The sequence below is a fragment of the Bacteroidia bacterium genome, assembly GCA_025056095.1.
GTDB lineage: Bacteria > Bacteroidota > Bacteroidia > JANWVE01 > JANWVE01 > JANWVE01.
In genome coordinates, this window is record JANWVW010000002.1 from 35289 (window position 1) to 51545 (window position 16257).

Consider the following 16257-nt stretch of genomic DNA (forward strand, 5'->3'; position numbering starts at 1 on the left):
CAAATGTGGTGCAAAGTACAAAACAGTTAGCAAAAAACAAAAAAATAGAAAAAAAACGAGGTCTATTTGCATTTTTACCACGGTTTCTTTGCAAAATTCCTAAAAGTAGGATAATTCGTTTTGTTCTAAGCATCAAAAAGATTTTTTCTTTCATTCAGTTCTATTTTTATCGTTTTTATCTTAAAAAAAAATAAAAAAATTATCAAAAATTGTATATAAAGATTTTTTTGAGTAAATTTGCCTCGGTTGTAAAGGTAATTTCTTTTTACTGTTAAATCCTTCAATTTCTCATTATGATACCTTTTCTGTCATTTTTACAATCTCATAGTCCTAAAAATAGCTTTGAACAAGTACAGCAAACTTATCATGAGTTGCGCATTTACCAAGAGGCGGCGCAGTTATTAGCCCCCGTACCTTATGCTTTGCGTAAACGGAAGCTATACCAAGCAGCACGTTGGTTTAGCATAGCGTATCACCCTATTTCATTTGTATTGAGCTTGGCAACTGCCGCACTCTTAGCTATGATTTTTGCAGGCATTGATACAACTTTTTGGCAACAAAAGACTTGGACCATTAGCACTTGGTTTATGCTTTCAGTTGGAGGCTTATGTGCAGTTTTGCTCATTATGCTTTTTATAGGGGTAGAAATAGCAAAAAGCCACTATGCAACAGAACTATTTAAGTATCAAGACGATAGCAGTTATGTAAATAAACGGCAAAACAAGCTGTATTTGCTTATTTTAGTCATTTTGTCTATTGTTTTAAGTGGAGTAGGTGGAGCATGTGTTAGTTACATTACCTCCGATAAATCGGAAATTTATCGTACACAATTGCAAATCCAAAAGGATAGCCTTACTCGTAGATATGAACCCCAACTAAAAGAAATTAATTACCACATTTCGCAATTATTAGCATTACAAGCTAATACTCAATTGCGTCGATGGGGGTTAACAGAACAGGAAAATAAACAACTTTTACGCCTGCAAGAAGAGAAAGCCCAACTCAATAAAACCTATCAACAACACCTGCAGGACTGCCAAAATAAATACCAAAAAGCTATTTTGGCAAACGTAGATACCACTAGCAATTATGTATGGATTACAGTAATTATAGTACTTTTAGCAGAAATCTTAAATATTCGGGCTTATCAAATTCAGTACACATATTTGCATAAAGTACGTGCCGAAGGATTGTGCATGGGTTATATCCAAACACAAGAAAGTATTACGAAAAACACAAGTATTACACCATCTACTATTTACTCAACAAAAGAAATAAACACAAATACTACAAAATCCAATAAAAAAACGAAAAAAATACCTACGAATGATATAGTACTTTCAGAGCAACAAATTTGTACAGCCCGAAAGATGTTAGATATGAAAATGACTACACAAAAAATTGCCCGAATATTAAAAGTAAAACCAACTCAAATAAAAAGGCTAAAAGAACAGTTAGAATCAAACACCTGATTTATCTTTGGTGTTTTCAAATATATGGGCTACAATTTATACAACTAGAAACGCCACCAAAAGGAAAACTATAAACATCCAGAAATATGGCAAATATTTGCTACAAAAACATCATTGAAAAAATTGATACATCATTAGGAAAAGTTAAACGAATTGGCTAAGGCTACAACTTTATACCATATTCCAAGTGTTGATATTGTTCTCTATTTGAGATATTCAAAAGTTTCTGTTGCAAGTAAAAATGTTTTATATTAAACAAAAAGTGATTTTGTAAATTTTCCAAATATAAAATTTGATTTTCAGTCAGTTCCGATTTCTAAAAAATCAAAACCTCCGTTAGTTGAGTATAAATATTAAAGCCGATAGTAGTAGAATTTGGTAGTTCTTACTTTTATAGCAACTTTTCACAACATTTACTAAAAAAGCCCTTACTATAAGCAGACTTCTTTTACAAGCAATAGTTAAATCTTAAGATAAACATAAATTTTGCTTAAAATGTGAGATAGAAAAATCAAAATAACTTGTAACATTAAAGTTAAGATAAGCGTCTTGAGATAAAACCAACCTGAAACTTACCGTAGTAGTCCTAAAAATATATCTGGCGATAGACCTAAGATGATAGTCAGCAAGGTAGTAATTAGTAAGGTAAAAATAAAGGGTGTACTTACTTCAATTTTTTCATTATTGCTTTCTTTAAGATACATCGCAATAATTACCTTAAAATAGTAATAAATCCCAACAGAAGACATGAGCACTGCAAACACAAGCATAGAGTACATACCGCGTTCAAAGGCTACTGAAAAGATTTGTAACTTGCCAATAAATCCTGCCGTAAGCGGAATTCCTGCCAAAGAAAGCATAGCTACTGTCATGACAAAGGCTAAAAACGGATTTTTTTGGGCTAAACCATTAAAGCTATCAAAACTTTCGGATTTTTTAGGATAGGTTACTAAAATCAATACGCCAAAAGCTGAAACCGTAGCCAAAGAATAGGAAAGTGAATAAAACAAAATACTTTCCTGAGAACGTGCTACCAACGAAAGAACGGCTAGTAACAAATAGCCCGCATGAGAGATACTAGAATAAGCCATCATTCGCTTGAAATTGTCTTGATAGGCAGCGGTTACATTCCCAATAAGTAAAGTTAATACCGTAATTAGCCAAAAGGCATAGTACCAAAAACTATACACCGCAGAGGTGGCAGTAATAGCGAGGATAACTTTGTACAATGCCGCAAAACCTGCTGTTTTGACTATGGTGGACATAAAAGCCGTAAAAAACGAGGGTGCGCCTTCATATACGTCAGGTGTCCAGAAATGAAAGGGGGCGGCTGAGACTTTGAACAAAATTCCTATCAAAAGCATGGCTATCCCTAATTTGAATAGGTTGTCTGTAATTCCTCCTGCCCCCACAAAGTTTCGTATTTCAGTAAGGCTAAACCCACCCGTAGAGCCATAGATAAATGCAATTCCAAATAAGAGCCAACCTGTGGCAAAAGCACCCATTAAAAAGTATTTCAATGCTGCCTCGTTCGATTTAAGGTTGCGTTTGTCGCTTCCCGTGAGTACATACATAGAAATTGACAAAATTTCTACCCCTACAAAAAGCATAAGCATATTTTCATAGCTTACCATCATAACTGCCCCAACTAACGAAAAAAGCAAAATGGCATAGTATTCGGCAGGTTGTGCTTCTTTTTCACTTAAATATTTTTGTGAAAGGGGTAAAAGCAGCAAAGTAGTCAGCAACAAAATGCCACTAAACAAAATGGAAATGTTGTCTGTGGACATCATGTTGTTGTTAATGGCTTTATCAAATTCAATAATTGGCTTGTTCCAATCTAAAAAATTGACTACCAAAGTAATGAATGTAAAAGTAAAAGCGGCTATGAGCAAAATATTTCTATTTTTGAGAAAGCCCAAAAACAAATTGATAATGCCAAAGACAGAAAGCAGTATGATAGGTAGCATATTTATTCCAATTTATTCAAAGTTTCAAGATAGTTCTAATTATTTAGTTCAAATAAGTTCAAAAATTATTTTGTAATCGCTTTGAGCATAGCTTGTACTGCGGGTTCGGTTAGATTCAAAAAAGTACTTGGGTACATACCTATCCAGAAAACCAAAATTACCAAGGGCAATAATACTAAATTTTCGGTGAGGCTCAAATCTTTGATATTTTGGGTATGCTCGGTTTTTTCACCAAACATCACACCTTGGAACATTCTGAGCATATACACTGCACCAAAAATAATTGTTAGCCCTGCTACTGCAGCTAACCAAACATTTTTTTGGAATAAGCCCGAAAGTAGCAAAAATTCGCCCACAAAGCCGTTGGTAAGAGGTAAAGCCACACTTCCTAATAGTAAAATGGTAAAATACACCGTAAGAATAGGCGTAGTTTGGGTAATTCCACCTAATTCGTTGATTTGTCGGCTATTTGTACGTTGGTAAATCAATTCTACTACATAAAACAAGCCTACTACATTGATACCGTGTGCCAACATTTGCACCAACGCTCCTTGCAAGGCTTGGGCATTGAGGCAAAATACACCTGCTGCCATGAGTCCTACGTGAGAAAAAGACGAGTAGGCTAGTAAGCGTTTCATGTCTTGTTGCCTAATGGCAATAATTGCCCCATAAACAATGCCAATAATAGCTAAAATGATAACAGGAGTTGCCCACATTTCTACACCTTTGGGGACAATCGGTAAAAGCCAACGAAATAAGCTATAAATCCCCATTTTGAGCATAATGCCCGAGAGCAACATAGTAGCAGGTGTGGGTGCGATAGTGTAAGTGTCAGGTTGCCAAGTATGAAAAGGAAATATCGGCATTTTGATAGCAAAGGCAATAAACAAGCCCCAAAATAAATAGCTTTGCACTTCAGGTGTGAGGTTGAGTTTGGTATAAGCTGCAATATCAGCTGTGTGGGGAAGTGGAGTTTGTAAATACAAGTAAATCAAGGAAATAAGCATAAACAAGCTACCGAATACGGTATAAATAAAAAACTTAAATGTAACTTGTATGCGATTTTCTCCGCCCCAAATTGCCGCTAAAAAATAGACAGGAATCAGGGCTGCTTCCCAAAAAAGATAATACAAAAAAGCATCTTGTGCCGTAAACACACCTACCAAAGCACTTTCCATGAATAAAATTAGTGCCGAAAACGTGGCAGGATTTTTATAGTCTTTGCCCCAAGTAGAAAGGATAATGAACGGTACTAACAAGGTAGTGAGTAGTACTAGCAAAATGCTTATACCATCTACACCTACGTAAAAATTGATGCCTAAGGTTTTTATCCAAGGTACATTGGTAACAAATTGTAGCCCTTGGGTGCTATTAAAATTTGCAACATAGTAAAGCGAAACGGCAAATTCGGTTAGGGCAAAACCAAAAGCAATTTTTTTGGCATTTTCACCTCTCAAAAAGGCGGTAATTATTCCCGCAAGGAGCGGAATGAGTATAAGAATGAGCATATTTTATTCAGTTATGTTTCTGCATATATTTTTTAGTTTTTCTGCAAATCTATCAATTCCTGCAAAACATAGCCTTGTAATTGTATTTTTTCAAAAATAGCTATATTACAAGTACGTGTACTTTTCTCTAATTGAATACCTACTTCGTTGGTAAAAATTTGATAGTCTTTGCTAAGTTTTTGCCATAAAAATCCTGATAATTTTCCAATGATAAAACTTTGCAAAGCACTTGAACCCACTACATTTTCTATGCTTTTTTTATTTTGTAATGCTTCTTTATAGCCTTTGTAAAAAATAGGTTTTCCTTCGGCAATTTCATAAACCAAATTTTTGGGTACTTTGCGTTTGGTAATCATTGCTTATTTTCAGAAAACTACATACTTCTATCCAAAAAATTGCACAAAAAGAATGACTGCCATCCCTAATACCATTGCCAAGATATATAAACCTACCTTTCCCGTCTGAATATAGCGAAGTACATCACTCATTTCTTTGACTGTAATCCCCGCTTGCATAACAAGCATATCTATTATATACACCTCTACAAATTGGTGAAATTTCACTGAAAGCCATTCACAGGGTCTGACAATTAAGAAATCATAAATTTCATCAACATAATATTTTTGATAGACCAACTTGGGAAAGCCTTGCATTTTTTCGTCTGCGGGTGGCACCTGTTTTTGAGCCACAAAGAACATATATGCCAACACCAACGAAATAAGAGCAACCCCTACCGAAACGCCCATTAAACCAAACTCTTGGGCATGACTCAAATGCGAGGGCTCAAATGCCGCGGGATTAACCTTTTGCGATAAGGCAAAAAACGGCTTCATAAAATTGCCTAACCAATTGGCATTTTCAGCAAATACCGCAGGAATACCAATAAAACCACCCACTGTTGAAAGAATTGCCAAAATAATTAAGGGCAAAGTCATCACCCAAGGTGATTCATGGATATGGTGCTCTTGCTCGTGTGTACCTCTAAATTTGCCCGAAAAAGTAAGGAAAAGCAAGCGAAACATATAAAACGAAGTTAAGGCAGAACCCACAACGGCAAGCCCCCACATAAACGTATTTTTTTCAAATACGTGCATCAAAATTTCATCTTTGGAAAAAAAGCCCGCAAAAGGTGGAATACCTGCAATAGCTAATGTACCAACAAAAAAGGTGAAATATGTAATTTTGATATGTTTGCCCAAGCCTCCCATATTTCTAATATCTTGCTCGTGGTGCAAAGCATGAATTACACTTCCTGCACCCAAAAAAAGCAATGCCTTGAAAAAAGCATGGGTAATAACGTGAAATAATGCCGCGCTATAAGCCATTACCCCTAAACCTAAAAACATATAACCCAACTGGCTTACAGTAGAATATGCCAATACCTTTTTTATATCGTTTTGGAAAATACCTATCGTAGCGGCTAACAGTGCCGTTGCCAAGCCAACAACTGCCACTACACTCAACGTAAACGGTGCCAAAGTATAAAGTACATTAGAACGCACTACCATGTAAATCCCTGCTGTAACCATCGTGGCAGCGTGTATCAAAGCGGAAACAGGCGTAGGACCCGCCATCGCATCGGGTAACCAAGTATAAAGCGGAATTTGTGCCGATTTACCCACTGCCCCAACAAAAAGCAGCAACGTAATAGCTATCATTAAGCTATCGTTCATTTTGAATATCTCTGCCGCTTTCTTAAATACTTCGCTGTATTCTACTGTATTAAATTGCTGGATGATAAAAAATATGCCCAACAAAAAGCCCAAATCGCCGATACGGTTCATAACAAAGGCTTTGCGTGCTGCATAGTTGTATGCCGTATTTTTATTCCAAAAACCGATTAAAAGATAAGAACACAAACCTACACCTTCCCAACCAATAAACATTATGACATAGTTTGAGCCTAAAATGAGCAAAAGCATAGAGAACATAAACAAGTTCAAAAAAGCCATAAACTTGCCGTAGCCCTCGTCTTCGCCCATATAACCGATAGAGTAGATATGAATAAGTGAACCTACACCCGTAACGAATAAAAGCATTAAGAGCGAAAGTTGGTCAATAAGAAATGAAAACGAAATTTTGAATTTCCCTACGCTAATCCAATCAAACAAAGTTAGGGTAATAGGTTGGCTGCCACCGCTTATAAACGCATTGAACAACACAAGCGAAATAATGAAAGTACTTGCCGAAGCAACTACCGCAATGATGCCCACCAACGGCTTGGCAATTTTGCGAAAAAGCAACCCATTGAGAATAAAACCTAATAACGGAAGGGCAGGAATAAGGCTAATTAGTAGTTTGTAATTCATAGTAAGGCTTTATCTAAAAAGGTAAAATATTGTTTTTCACGTGCAAATATAAACCTTTCATGCAAAACCCGCACAAAGTAACAAAAAACTTACCGCTTTTTGAATATTTACTACTTCTCTAAACTACAAAACTCAAAAAAATGACGGTTAATAGCATACTTTTTAATTCCCAAAGCATTAAGCCAATGTTACGTAAGTTATCATTTTGTTAAATATACTTTTTGCTTACGAAAAACACCTCATAAAGCCATAATTTTGTGCTAATATTTCAAGAAAATACTTTTATACAACCTTTTTTTTCGTTAGGCTTATGAAATCTTTTTTACAAGGTCTTTGGGTTTTGGTTTTAGTTCTGCTCGTGAACACGGCTTGGGGGCAGTTATTAGTTCAAGATTTTAGTACGAACCTAGCTTCTTTTAGCAACTCTACCGTTACAACAGGTACGTACGCAAGTGCTACACCCAATAATACACAGTTTACCGCTTTGGCATCATCAGGTATAGGAATGACAATTGACGTTTCATCAGGGACACTTAATTTTGTAAGAACAGGTAATTCAGGTGCTTTTGTAAGAAATGTAAATTTTAGCCCTACACCATCAGCTTTGCATATTCAATTTGACTTAAATGTTACCACTACTGCAAGTGCTACAAGCGCTGCCACAATGTATGTGGGTCAAAGCCAAACAAATGATAATGCCACTCCCCCAAATGCAAATGTGCATTCACGCCTCGCTTTTAACTTTGTAAATGCTAATCAATTTAGATTACGCGACGTAGCTGGAGGTACAAATGCACCCAACGCATATTCAGGTACACAAACCATTACATGGGTAATTAACAACTCAGGGGCTACTTTAACTTACTCAGCTCCAGATGGTACAAGTGAAACAGTTGCTGACGACAGATGGGACGTTTGGGTTGGAACTTCAAGAGAACTTAATGAAGCCTCTGTAACAACAAGTACAGTTCCCCTCAATCAAATTAAATTTCTTTTTTCAGGTGAAGTCGGTACAATGAATTTTGATAACTTAATAATTCAGCCACTTGATGTGCAGTTTAGAAGTAAAACCTCAGGTAACTTGAACGCTACCGCCTCTTGGGAAGCCTCTCTTGATGGCTCTACTTGGTATAATGCAAACTTTTTCCCTTCCATATCTTCTAATGCAATCCAAATACAAAATGGACACAATATAACCGTAACCAACAACATTACACTTGACCAACTTACTATAAATTCAGGAGGTACGCTAACCGTGAATAATGGTGTAACTTTAACTGCTAACGATGGCACAGGTACAGATATTACAGTGAATGGAACTCTCAACACCAACACCACAGGAGTTGTTTTAGGCTCAGGCAGTTTCACATTAGGTTCAGGAGCAACTCTTCGCACTGCCAATACAAGTGGTGTTTCGGCAAGTATTATCGTTTCAGGTACACAAACCTACAATGCAGGAGCAAACTATGAATTTAATAACCCAAGTGCCAACCAAGATGCAGGTTTTCCCACAGGAGTAACTACTATGAACAACCTCATTATCAATACAGGGGCCGCTAATCGTGTAAATTTGAATAAGAATATTACTGTAAGTGGTACAGTTACCCTTATCCAAGGTGATTTGAACCTAAATGGATTTAACATATCCTTAGGCTCAACAGGGAGCATCGCCGAAAATATTGCCTCACAACATCTTATCAAAGATTTAACTGCCACTACGGACACAGGCGTGAAAGGCGGCTACATTGAAGCTACAGGCAGAACAGTCAATACTGGTACTACTCAAATTGCAGGGTTAGGTGTGTATTTGCAAACCTCTGCGGGTAGTTACAACGATTTGCAAGTACGTCGTTATCATTATACTGCAAATAATGGGGTAGGTATTCGTTTAGTCTATCAATTAAGTAGCCCAAGCGTAGGGACCAACCCAACCACTATCGGCTTCCGCATGCCTACTGCAGAGGAAAATCCGAATAGTCTTACCTTAAATCGTATCTATCGTTGGTCAAGTATGTTAGGCTGGGAATTTATCGCAACCTCTGTAAGTTGTACGAGCTTAGGTTCTCCTATTTGCACTAATTCTGCTCAAACGACCTTCTCCTCTTGGAGTTTGGGCAACGACAGCAATGCCCAATTACCCATTACTTTGCTGAGTTTCAAAGCAGAGCGAACTTATCTGACAAGCCCCGAAGTTCGCCTCACTTGGCAAACCGCCCAAGAAATCAACAACAAAGGTTTTGAGATAGAATTTAGCCCCGATTTGAAAGAATTTACCAAAATCGCCTTTGCTGATGGTGCAGGCAGTACAAATATACCTAAAAATTACACCTTAAACATAAACAATCCTTTGGCAGGTTACTACCGCTTGAAACAAATTGACTTTGACGGTAGCTACGAATATAGCCCTGTGGCATTTGTAGAAAAAGCCCAAAATTACACTCAAATTAGCCTCTACCCTAACCCAATAGCAGAGGTCATTCATTTGGACGGATTAGAACCTAACCAAAAATATGCCTTCAAAATTCAAAATGTCCAAGGGCAACTTATTCAGCACACAGAAGGCACACAAGAGCAGGCTTCACAAAATCTTAGTCAAATTTTCAAAAATCAAAAAACAGGGGTGTATTTTATCCAAATTATAGGAGGTGGCAAGCCAATCACTACCTTAAAAGTAGTAAAACAATAAGCTGCCTCTGCAAAAAAAAAAATCCCCACTTTGAAAAAGTGGGGAATATTTCATTCTTACCCTAATTAGCTGATATTTATTACGCGAGTAGGTTTAGGTTTAGCCTCTTCTTTTTTAGGCAAATTGATGTGCAAAATACCATCTTCGTATTTAGCATCAATTTGGTCTATTTCGATAGTTTGAGGCAAAGTGAAAGAGCGTTGGAATGAAGTATGGCTAAACTCTCTGCGAGTATAGCGTTCATTTTTCTCTTCTTTTTCTTGTTTGGCTTCTGCAGAAATAGTGAGGACATTGTTATCAATGCTTACCTTAAAGTCCTCTTTTTTCAAGCCGGGAGCAGCTACTTCTACACGGAAGCCATTTTCATTTTCTATAATGTTTACAGAAGGAACGTTCTGCTCTACTTGTGGAAAATGTATTAAATCTTTTCCAAAAAAGTCTTCTAAAAAGTTAGAAAAAGGAAAACTACGATTAAATCTAATGATTGACATAACTTTTAAGAGGTTTAGAGGTTTAACAATAAGTTTGAAATAAGTTTTTGTTTGTTGTAAGTTTTGGGTTTATTACCCATACACCTTTGTTTTAACAATTTATATACCGCTAGCCCAGAATTAGAAATCTTAATGCCATTTTGTCAATTTTTGTACTTTTTTATGACAAAATAGCATTTTAGGAAAGTCAATCTCCATCGCCACTGCTAAAAGTAATAGTAATGCCTAATAGCGAACTCATATCTGCCTTGAAAAAGCGTGTATGTTTTTGCAATTCAGTATGAAAATTATCAATTACCTGTGGGGAATGTTGAATTTGTACAGAAAGCCGTATTTGCGTAGGAATAGCTCTAAAACTATTTTTCACCATCGCCCATTGAGCTTCAGTGGAGGAGATAAGAGCCTGCCCACCTTCTACGTTTTGTAAATATTCCTTAAAGCCAATACCATCTTGCCCTTCCTTGGCTTTGCCATACCAAATATTTTCAATAGCTTGCAAGTGAGCTTCAATCATAGCGAGAGATTTGCCTGAATAATAAGCTTCTACGCGAGCAGGTTCGGGTTGGGTCTGCCCTGGTCGTTTGCCCAAAGGCAAGCCAACTTTGAAGTTTTTAATACTTTCAAAACTTTTCACAAATTCGTTGTAAAGTTGTGAAGTACTACTGCCTATGTCCGTACCTGTATTACTCACAAATTCCAAAGCATAACTACCATTCCATGCGTTAGCAACCTCATCCACACGAGTTTTGAGATTATTTACGGCATTTACCAAAAAACTGCGACGGTTAGCATTATTAAAACTATTCAAAACAGCTTGGTTATCATTATTAAAATTGAAAATTAAATATTCAATAGCTAAAAATCCGCGTGCATCGCGGTTAAAATCATTGAAATTAGCATTATTATTAGCAATGGCATTTTCTATTTTGGTAGGGCTTATAGGAAAGGTGCCAATTTCTTCTAGCAAACTTTTGCGTATGCCTTCCTCACCTGCAGGGCCAAAGTTGTAAGCATTAGCATATTGCCAAGAGAGATAAGCATTTTCCCAAGTATTTTGTAAGATAGACAAATTAGTGGCACTAGGAGTTTGTACAAAGTTATCGGTAGCGGCTTTTAAGGCATTTACTTTGCTTTGCAAATCTTGAAAAGCAGGTTTTATGAGGTTTTGAGCAAAGTTTTCTAACATTTGTGTTCTATCAAATTTATCCGAAGGGTTGTTTTCTTTGTGTGTTTTACACGAAATGACGCTAAACAATAACAGGGTAGTAGCACTTAACGAGAGAAAAATTTTTTCCATGGTTTCAATCAACTTTTGTATGAATAAGTAAAATACCAGAAAGCATATTTTAGGTGCAAATCTACAAAAACTGATTAGAATTAGTCTAAATAAGTTTAATTTTCTCTCGTTTTTTTAGTACAAGGCTGGATAAAATTGTTATTTGTGATATTAAGCAATTCACCTTAATCAGCCTAAAATTTCAGGCCTTATTTGTGTGAGAGTCACCAAATTATTTCAATTTTTTGAGTAGTATTCAAAATTTCTATGGTTTTGGCTTGTGTTTTAACTTCAGGATAGGTTTTTCCCATAGGGTCAAAACTGGAAATGGCTTTGATAAATTGTACCTCTTCAGGGTGTACGGATTGTAATTTTCCGTTGATTTTTACATCTTGGCTAATTTGCTGAAAGTGGTGAAAATAGATTTTCAGTTTCTCAAAATGCGAGGTGTAATTACCTTCGGCTGGTTCAAAAGAGAGGGTTCTTTTTTGTGGCTCAAAGCGAATAAGGCGTTTGTAGAAATTGCCTTGTTTGTATTCATAGCTTGTACCATCATCTTCGTAATATAAAAATTCGCTGGTTTCTTGCCCAAAATAGATATGCAAGTGTAAGGTTTTTTCAGGCTTTTCGCTCAAATGTTGCGTAAGCGATTGCATAGGAATAATGGCACTTGCTCTTACAAAAATAGGTAATTGATGGACAGGAGACTCTACCACGATTTCTTGTTTGCCTTCAAATACTTTGCCGTCATACCAATAATACCAAGCAGAGGCTTCAGGCAAATACACTTTGGTAAATTGGTGATAGCTTTCATTAGGACAAATGAGCAGACTTTTGCCAAAAAGATATTGGTTTTGGTAATTAGGGTGATAAATCAAATCGTCGTGTGTATAGTCAATGGCTAAACTTCGCTGAATGGGCAAACCATTCTGTGTACTTTCGTAAAAATGCGAATAGATGTAAGGTATTAAACGGTAGCGGAGGCTGATATAATTACGGGCAATTTCTTCGGTTTGTCTGCCTTTTGTCCAAGGCTCTGCTGAAGCGGTATTGACTTCTTTATGCCCTCTAAAAAAAGGAGAAAAAGCTCCTATGCTTATCCATTTGGCAAATAGTTGGTTAGAGGCTTCTCCTACGAAGCCTCCTACGTCGTATCCTGCAAAACACAAACCTGCAAGGCCCATACTATTCACCAAACGAACTCCTAAAAGCAAATGTTCATCAGTGGCAACGTTATCACCCGTCCAAACACAAGCATAACGTTGAACACCTGAAAATCCTGCTCTTGTGAGATGGAAGGTTCGCTCTTGGGGCAGCAGTTTTTTTATTCCTTCAAAAGTAGCCCTTGCCATTTGCAAGCCATACAAATTACGGGCTTGGCGCGTGGAGGCTTTGTGTCCTTCTAAGTCAAATTCAATCAATTCAGGTAATCGGTTGCCCCACGTAGCAATTTCGTTCATATCATTCCAAAAGCCTTTAATGCCTAACTGCACTAATTCGGCGAATTGTTCACCCCACCATTTGCGTACTCTCGGATTAGTAAAATCAGGGAAATGGCACCACCCAGGCCACACTTGCCCTGTGTAATAGGTGCCGTCAGGATATTTCAAAAATACATCTGCTTGAACACCTTTTTGGTAGGTTTCATATTCCTGCTCTACCTTAATGCCTGGGTCAATAATTACGACTACCTTGAAACCTAATGCTTGTAAGGCTTGTATCAATTTTTGAGGTTCGGCAAAATGCTCTTTACTCCAAGTAAAGAGTTTGTAATTTTGCATATAGTGAATATCCAAATAAATGACATCGGCAGGGATTTGCTTTTCTCTGAAAGTGCGAGCAATATTCAAGACTTCTTTGTCAGGATAGTAGCTATATCGGCATTGATGGTAGCCCAAGCTCCAAAGCGGAGGGAGTTCCATGCGTCCTGTAAGGTAGGTGTAGAGTTCAATATTTTTGGCAATGGTTTTACCGTAAATAAAATAGTAGTTCAAGTCTCCACTTTCTACGGTAAAAGAAGCAAACCTATCGTTAGAAGCCCCAAAATTGAAATGCGTTTTGCTGGAATTATCCAAAAAAATACCATAACTAATGCCGCTATGCACGCCCATATAAAAAGGAGTAGAAATATAAAGCGGGTCCGCTGCACTATAATAAGCAAAAAAATCGGTGTTGTAATTAGTATAACCTGTACCTTTTCTATCTAAATTACCAGTTTTCTCACCCAAGCCGATGAATTTTTCGTTAGGTTGTAAAGTTTTATATGCAGAAATTTGCTCACCAAGCCATGAGTTGCTAAATGGCTCATCGGCATTGATAAGTAAATCGTTAGGATCGTAAAAAGCAAACAAAAGTGGATTTTTGTAAATGACTACTTTCAAATCTGAGGTAGTAAGGATAAGTTTATCGTTTCTTTCTGCAATTTGGGCGGGTGTATCATCAAGAGGTGGCACAATAGTGGCATAGCTAAAATCCCAAAGGTCAGTAGTACGATTAAGCGTAATACGAATTATTTGCGGATGATAAACAAGCACTTTTGCAAAACCATTTTCAGCTTGTAGGTGCAATTCGGTATTTCTTTTATTGTATCTAAAATCAATCAACTTGCCAATTGATTGGTGAGTACGGCTATGGTTTGAGGTTTGCATATACAAAGCGAAAAAATTAGAAACGCGTGCAAAAGAATTGCCAAAAATACAAAAACTATTTAGAGCAATGATAAATCTACAAAACTTTGCACAACTTTTTTGCTTGTGTGTAAGCAAATGCGTAACTTGCAAGCCATAAAAAACAATAAAAAATAATACGTTCTTATTATGGAAAAAACCTATCTTCCTTCTGATTACTTGCCTATCATTATTCAATTTGGTTTGGCAGTGGCATTTGTAATTGTTACTATGGTGGTAACGCATTTGATTGGTCCTAAGCGTAGAAGTCAAGTAAAAAATGCAGCCTGGGAATGTGGGGTAGAGTCAATAGGAGATGCGCGCACACCGATTTCCATCAAGTACTTTTTGATTGCTATTTTATTTGTTTTGTTTGATGTAGAGATTATTTTTATGTATCCTTGGGCAGTAAATTTCAAGGAGTTAGGCTGGTTCGGTTTTTTTGAAATGTTTACTTTTATGGCACTGCTTTTAGTGGGTTTTTATTACATTATTAAAAGAGATGTATTAAAGTGGGAATAAGACGAAGCATAAAATCATACAAAAGCACAATTTCAAAATAACAAATTCAAAGTTGTGCTTTTATATCTTTTCTTAGACAAGTTACCGATTAGACTCAATAAGAGCAAAAATTCTCTGTATAATAGAGGCCTGCCGCTGCCATATTTGTTTACTTACATTCAATTCAACTGACTTTTTTTGCCTGTAGAGTATTACCCTAGGAGGATTGTCCTGAAAGTATAACTTATTCAAATCCTTAAACAAAAAATTTAGTGAATAGCGGTACTGCCAATATTTTTTTTTAGGCTCAATAAAGATCTTCTTAGCATTACTTGTAATAATATGATCTGAATAAATGAATTGAACGCTATCAATTGCACTAATGTTTTGATTGATTGGCTCGTAATATGAAAAATTGACTAATGCCGAGTCACTAGAGCTGAGGTAAGTGATATCATAGGTGAAAGTAGCTCTATTTCTTTTAGCTTTGAATGCTAAATGAGAATGGATAAAATAAAGCGTACCGCGTTGTTGCAGGGAAGAGATGTAATATTTAGAAATTTTTTGCGCCCTAATATCAAATGAAAATACAAAAATAAAAAGCATGGATAACGATAAATTTACCCATGCTTTTTTTAATATACTACTCACCATATACATATACTTCGTAAGAAGCAAAAAGCGAGAGTACTCTTACTGCTCGCTCATCAACGTGATGAATTTTAGTAATTCCTTCATTTTTTGCAGCCGCTTCTATGCTAGCATCTCCTGTAGCAAATATACCTAAAATAGAAGTCGCCTTTGCAACCCCTACTTTTGAAGAGTTGGGATATCCTGTGGCAGTTACAGGAGACTTCACATCTACATAAATAGAGGCAAACAGAGGAGCTTTTACTTACGCACAACTGGATAAGATAAACAAAGTTATCACTACCGCAAAAAATTTTGAGAGTTTCATTTGGGTATTAAAGATTAAAAATTTTGAAGATTTAAGTTTGTACTCTTCTTTTTTACATAGTAATGCTCTTATCGCTATGCGGATGCAAATGTAATATTTTCTGCCGAAAGTAAAAATTTTTGCCTAATTTTTATTTCCTTTCATTCAAAATTAAGTTTGGGATTCCAATTGTTACCCTACCCGAGGAGAATTAGTATAAAAAAATGATTGTGTTAATTTTTAACTGATAATATTCAGATTATATTGATACGCTCAAACCAAAGCTTGAAATATAAATTTGACATAATGTTTATTATATCAAATCTCTAATTTAAGAGATAGCTTTTGTACTTAGTTAGGTTCGGGTTTAGTACTTAGGAATATGTTTGGCATAAAACGCATTTGAAGCGGTATTCCAAGCGTTAATAATTTCGGTACGTT

General features: G+C 36.4%; 12 protein-coding genes. 3 read left to right on the forward strand and 9 right to left on the reverse strand.

Annotated features, from left to right (window positions below; all coding sequences use genetic code 11):
* Nucleotides 1–293: 293 nt before the first annotated feature.
* The gene (locus tag NZ519_00350) at nt 294–1472 is read left to right on the forward strand and encodes a hypothetical protein (protein MCS7027190.1); all 1179 of its coding nucleotides are present in this window, start codon (nt 294–296) and stop codon (nt 1470–1472) included.
* Nucleotides 1473–2044: 572 nt separating this feature from the next.
* Here the strand turns inward: NZ519_00350 and NZ519_00355 are convergent.
* The 4 genes from NZ519_00355 to nuoL all read right to left on the reverse strand — a co-directional run bounded on the left by NZ519_00355 (nt 2045) and on the right by nuoL (nt 7259).
* Nucleotides 2045–3442 carry an NADH-quinone oxidoreductase subunit N gene (locus NZ519_00355; protein MCS7027191.1) on the reverse strand — a complete coding sequence of 466 codons (1398 nt, stop codon included), beginning with the start codon at nt 3440–3442 and terminating at the stop codon, nt 2045–2047.
* Between the two features lie 65 nt (nt 3443–3507).
* Complete coding sequence (locus NZ519_00360; protein MCS7027192.1) at nt 3508–4950, reverse strand: NADH-quinone oxidoreductase subunit M; 1443 nt, start codon at nt 4948–4950, stop codon at nt 3508–3510.
* Nucleotides 4951–4982: 32 nt separating this feature from the next.
* Nucleotides 4983–5306: a hypothetical protein gene (locus NZ519_00365; GenBank protein MCS7027193.1), complete on the reverse strand. Its 324-nt coding sequence runs from the start codon at nt 5304–5306 to the stop codon at nt 4983–4985.
* A 27-nt stretch (nt 5307–5333) separates the two neighbouring features.
* Nucleotides 5334–7259 carry an NADH-quinone oxidoreductase subunit L gene (gene nuoL / locus NZ519_00370; GenBank protein MCS7027194.1) on the reverse strand — a complete coding sequence of 642 codons (1926 nt, stop codon included), beginning with the start codon at nt 7257–7259 and terminating at the stop codon, nt 5334–5336.
* Between the two features lie 358 nt (nt 7260–7617).
* Between nuoL and NZ519_00375 the strand changes: the two genes are divergently transcribed.
* Nucleotides 7618–9945 (forward strand): T9SS type A sorting domain-containing protein, encoded by a 2328-nt coding sequence (locus tag NZ519_00375; GenBank protein ID MCS7027195.1) that lies wholly within the window; start codon nt 7618–7620, stop codon nt 9943–9945.
* 65 nt (nt 9946–10010) lie between these two features.
* Here the strand turns inward: NZ519_00375 and NZ519_00380 are convergent, their stop codons facing one another.
* From NZ519_00380 to NZ519_00390, 3 genes are all read right to left on the reverse strand, one after another.
* Nucleotides 10011–10436 carry an Hsp20/alpha crystallin family protein gene (locus NZ519_00380; GenBank protein MCS7027196.1) on the reverse strand — a complete coding sequence of 142 codons (426 nt, stop codon included), beginning with the start codon at nt 10434–10436 and terminating at the stop codon, nt 10011–10013.
* 187 nt (nt 10437–10623) lie between these two features.
* A complete protein-coding gene (locus NZ519_00385; protein MCS7027197.1) occupies nt 10624–11733 on the reverse strand; it encodes an imelysin family protein in 1110 nt (369 codons plus the stop codon).
* Between the two features lie 203 nt (nt 11734–11936).
* Nucleotides 11937–14360: a DUF4968 domain-containing protein gene (locus tag NZ519_00390; GenBank protein MCS7027198.1), complete on the reverse strand. Its 2424-nt coding sequence runs from the start codon at nt 14358–14360 to the stop codon at nt 11937–11939.
* Between the two features lie 168 nt (nt 14361–14528).
* Here NZ519_00390 and NZ519_00395 point away from each other — a divergent pair, with 168 nt between their 5' ends.
* Entirely contained in the window at nt 14529–14900 is a 372-nt protein-coding gene (locus tag NZ519_00395) for an NADH-quinone oxidoreductase subunit A (GenBank protein MCS7027199.1), read from the forward strand.
* An 81-nt stretch (nt 14901–14981) separates the two neighbouring features.
* Here NZ519_00395 and NZ519_00400 read toward each other — a convergent pair whose 3' ends face one another.
* Complete coding sequence (locus NZ519_00400; GenBank protein ID MCS7027200.1) at nt 14982–15539, reverse strand: hypothetical protein; 558 nt, start codon at nt 15537–15539, stop codon at nt 14982–14984.
* Nucleotides 15523–15738 carry a TRL-like family protein gene (locus NZ519_00405; protein ID MCS7027201.1) on the reverse strand — a complete coding sequence of 72 codons (216 nt, stop codon included), beginning with the start codon at nt 15736–15738 and terminating at the stop codon, nt 15523–15525. Before NZ519_00405 ends, NZ519_00400 begins: the two co-directional genes overlap by 17 nt.
* Between the last annotated feature and the right edge of the window lie 519 nt (nt 15739–16257).

What these genes read in the sequence shown, in the direction of transcription:
- NZ519_00350 (MCS7027190.1), top strand. Translation starts at nt 294, where the DNA reads ATGATACCTTTTCTGTCATTTTTACAATCTCATAGTCCTAAAAATAGC.
- NZ519_00355 (MCS7027191.1), bottom strand. Translation starts at nt 3,442, where the DNA reads ATGCTACCTATCATACTGCTTTCTGTCTTTGGCATTATCAATTTGTTT.
- NZ519_00360 (MCS7027192.1), bottom strand. Translation starts at nt 4,950, where the DNA reads ATGCTCATTCTTATACTCATTCCGCTCCTTGCGGGAATAATTACCGCC.
- NZ519_00365 (MCS7027193.1), bottom strand. Translation starts at nt 5,306, where the DNA reads ATGATTACCAAACGCAAAGTACCCAAAAATTTGGTTTATGAAATTGCC.
- nuoL (MCS7027194.1), bottom strand. Translation starts at nt 7,259, where the DNA reads ATGAATTACAAACTACTAATTAGCCTTATTCCTGCCCTTCCGTTATTA.
- NZ519_00380 (MCS7027196.1), bottom strand. Translation starts at nt 10,436, where the DNA reads ATGTCAATCATTAGATTTAATCGTAGTTTTCCTTTTTCTAACTTTTTA.
- NZ519_00385 (MCS7027197.1), bottom strand. Translation starts at nt 11,733, where the DNA reads ATGGAAAAAATTTTTCTCTCGTTAAGTGCTACTACCCTGTTATTGTTT.
- NZ519_00390 (MCS7027198.1), bottom strand. Translation starts at nt 14,360, where the DNA reads ATGCAAACCTCAAACCATAGCCGTACTCACCAATCAATTGGCAAGTTG.
- NZ519_00395 (MCS7027199.1), top strand. Translation starts at nt 14,529, where the DNA reads ATGGAAAAAACCTATCTTCCTTCTGATTACTTGCCTATCATTATTCAA.
- NZ519_00400 (MCS7027200.1), bottom strand. Translation starts at nt 15,539, where the DNA reads ATGTATATGGTGAGTAGTATATTAAAAAAAGCATGGGTAAATTTATCG.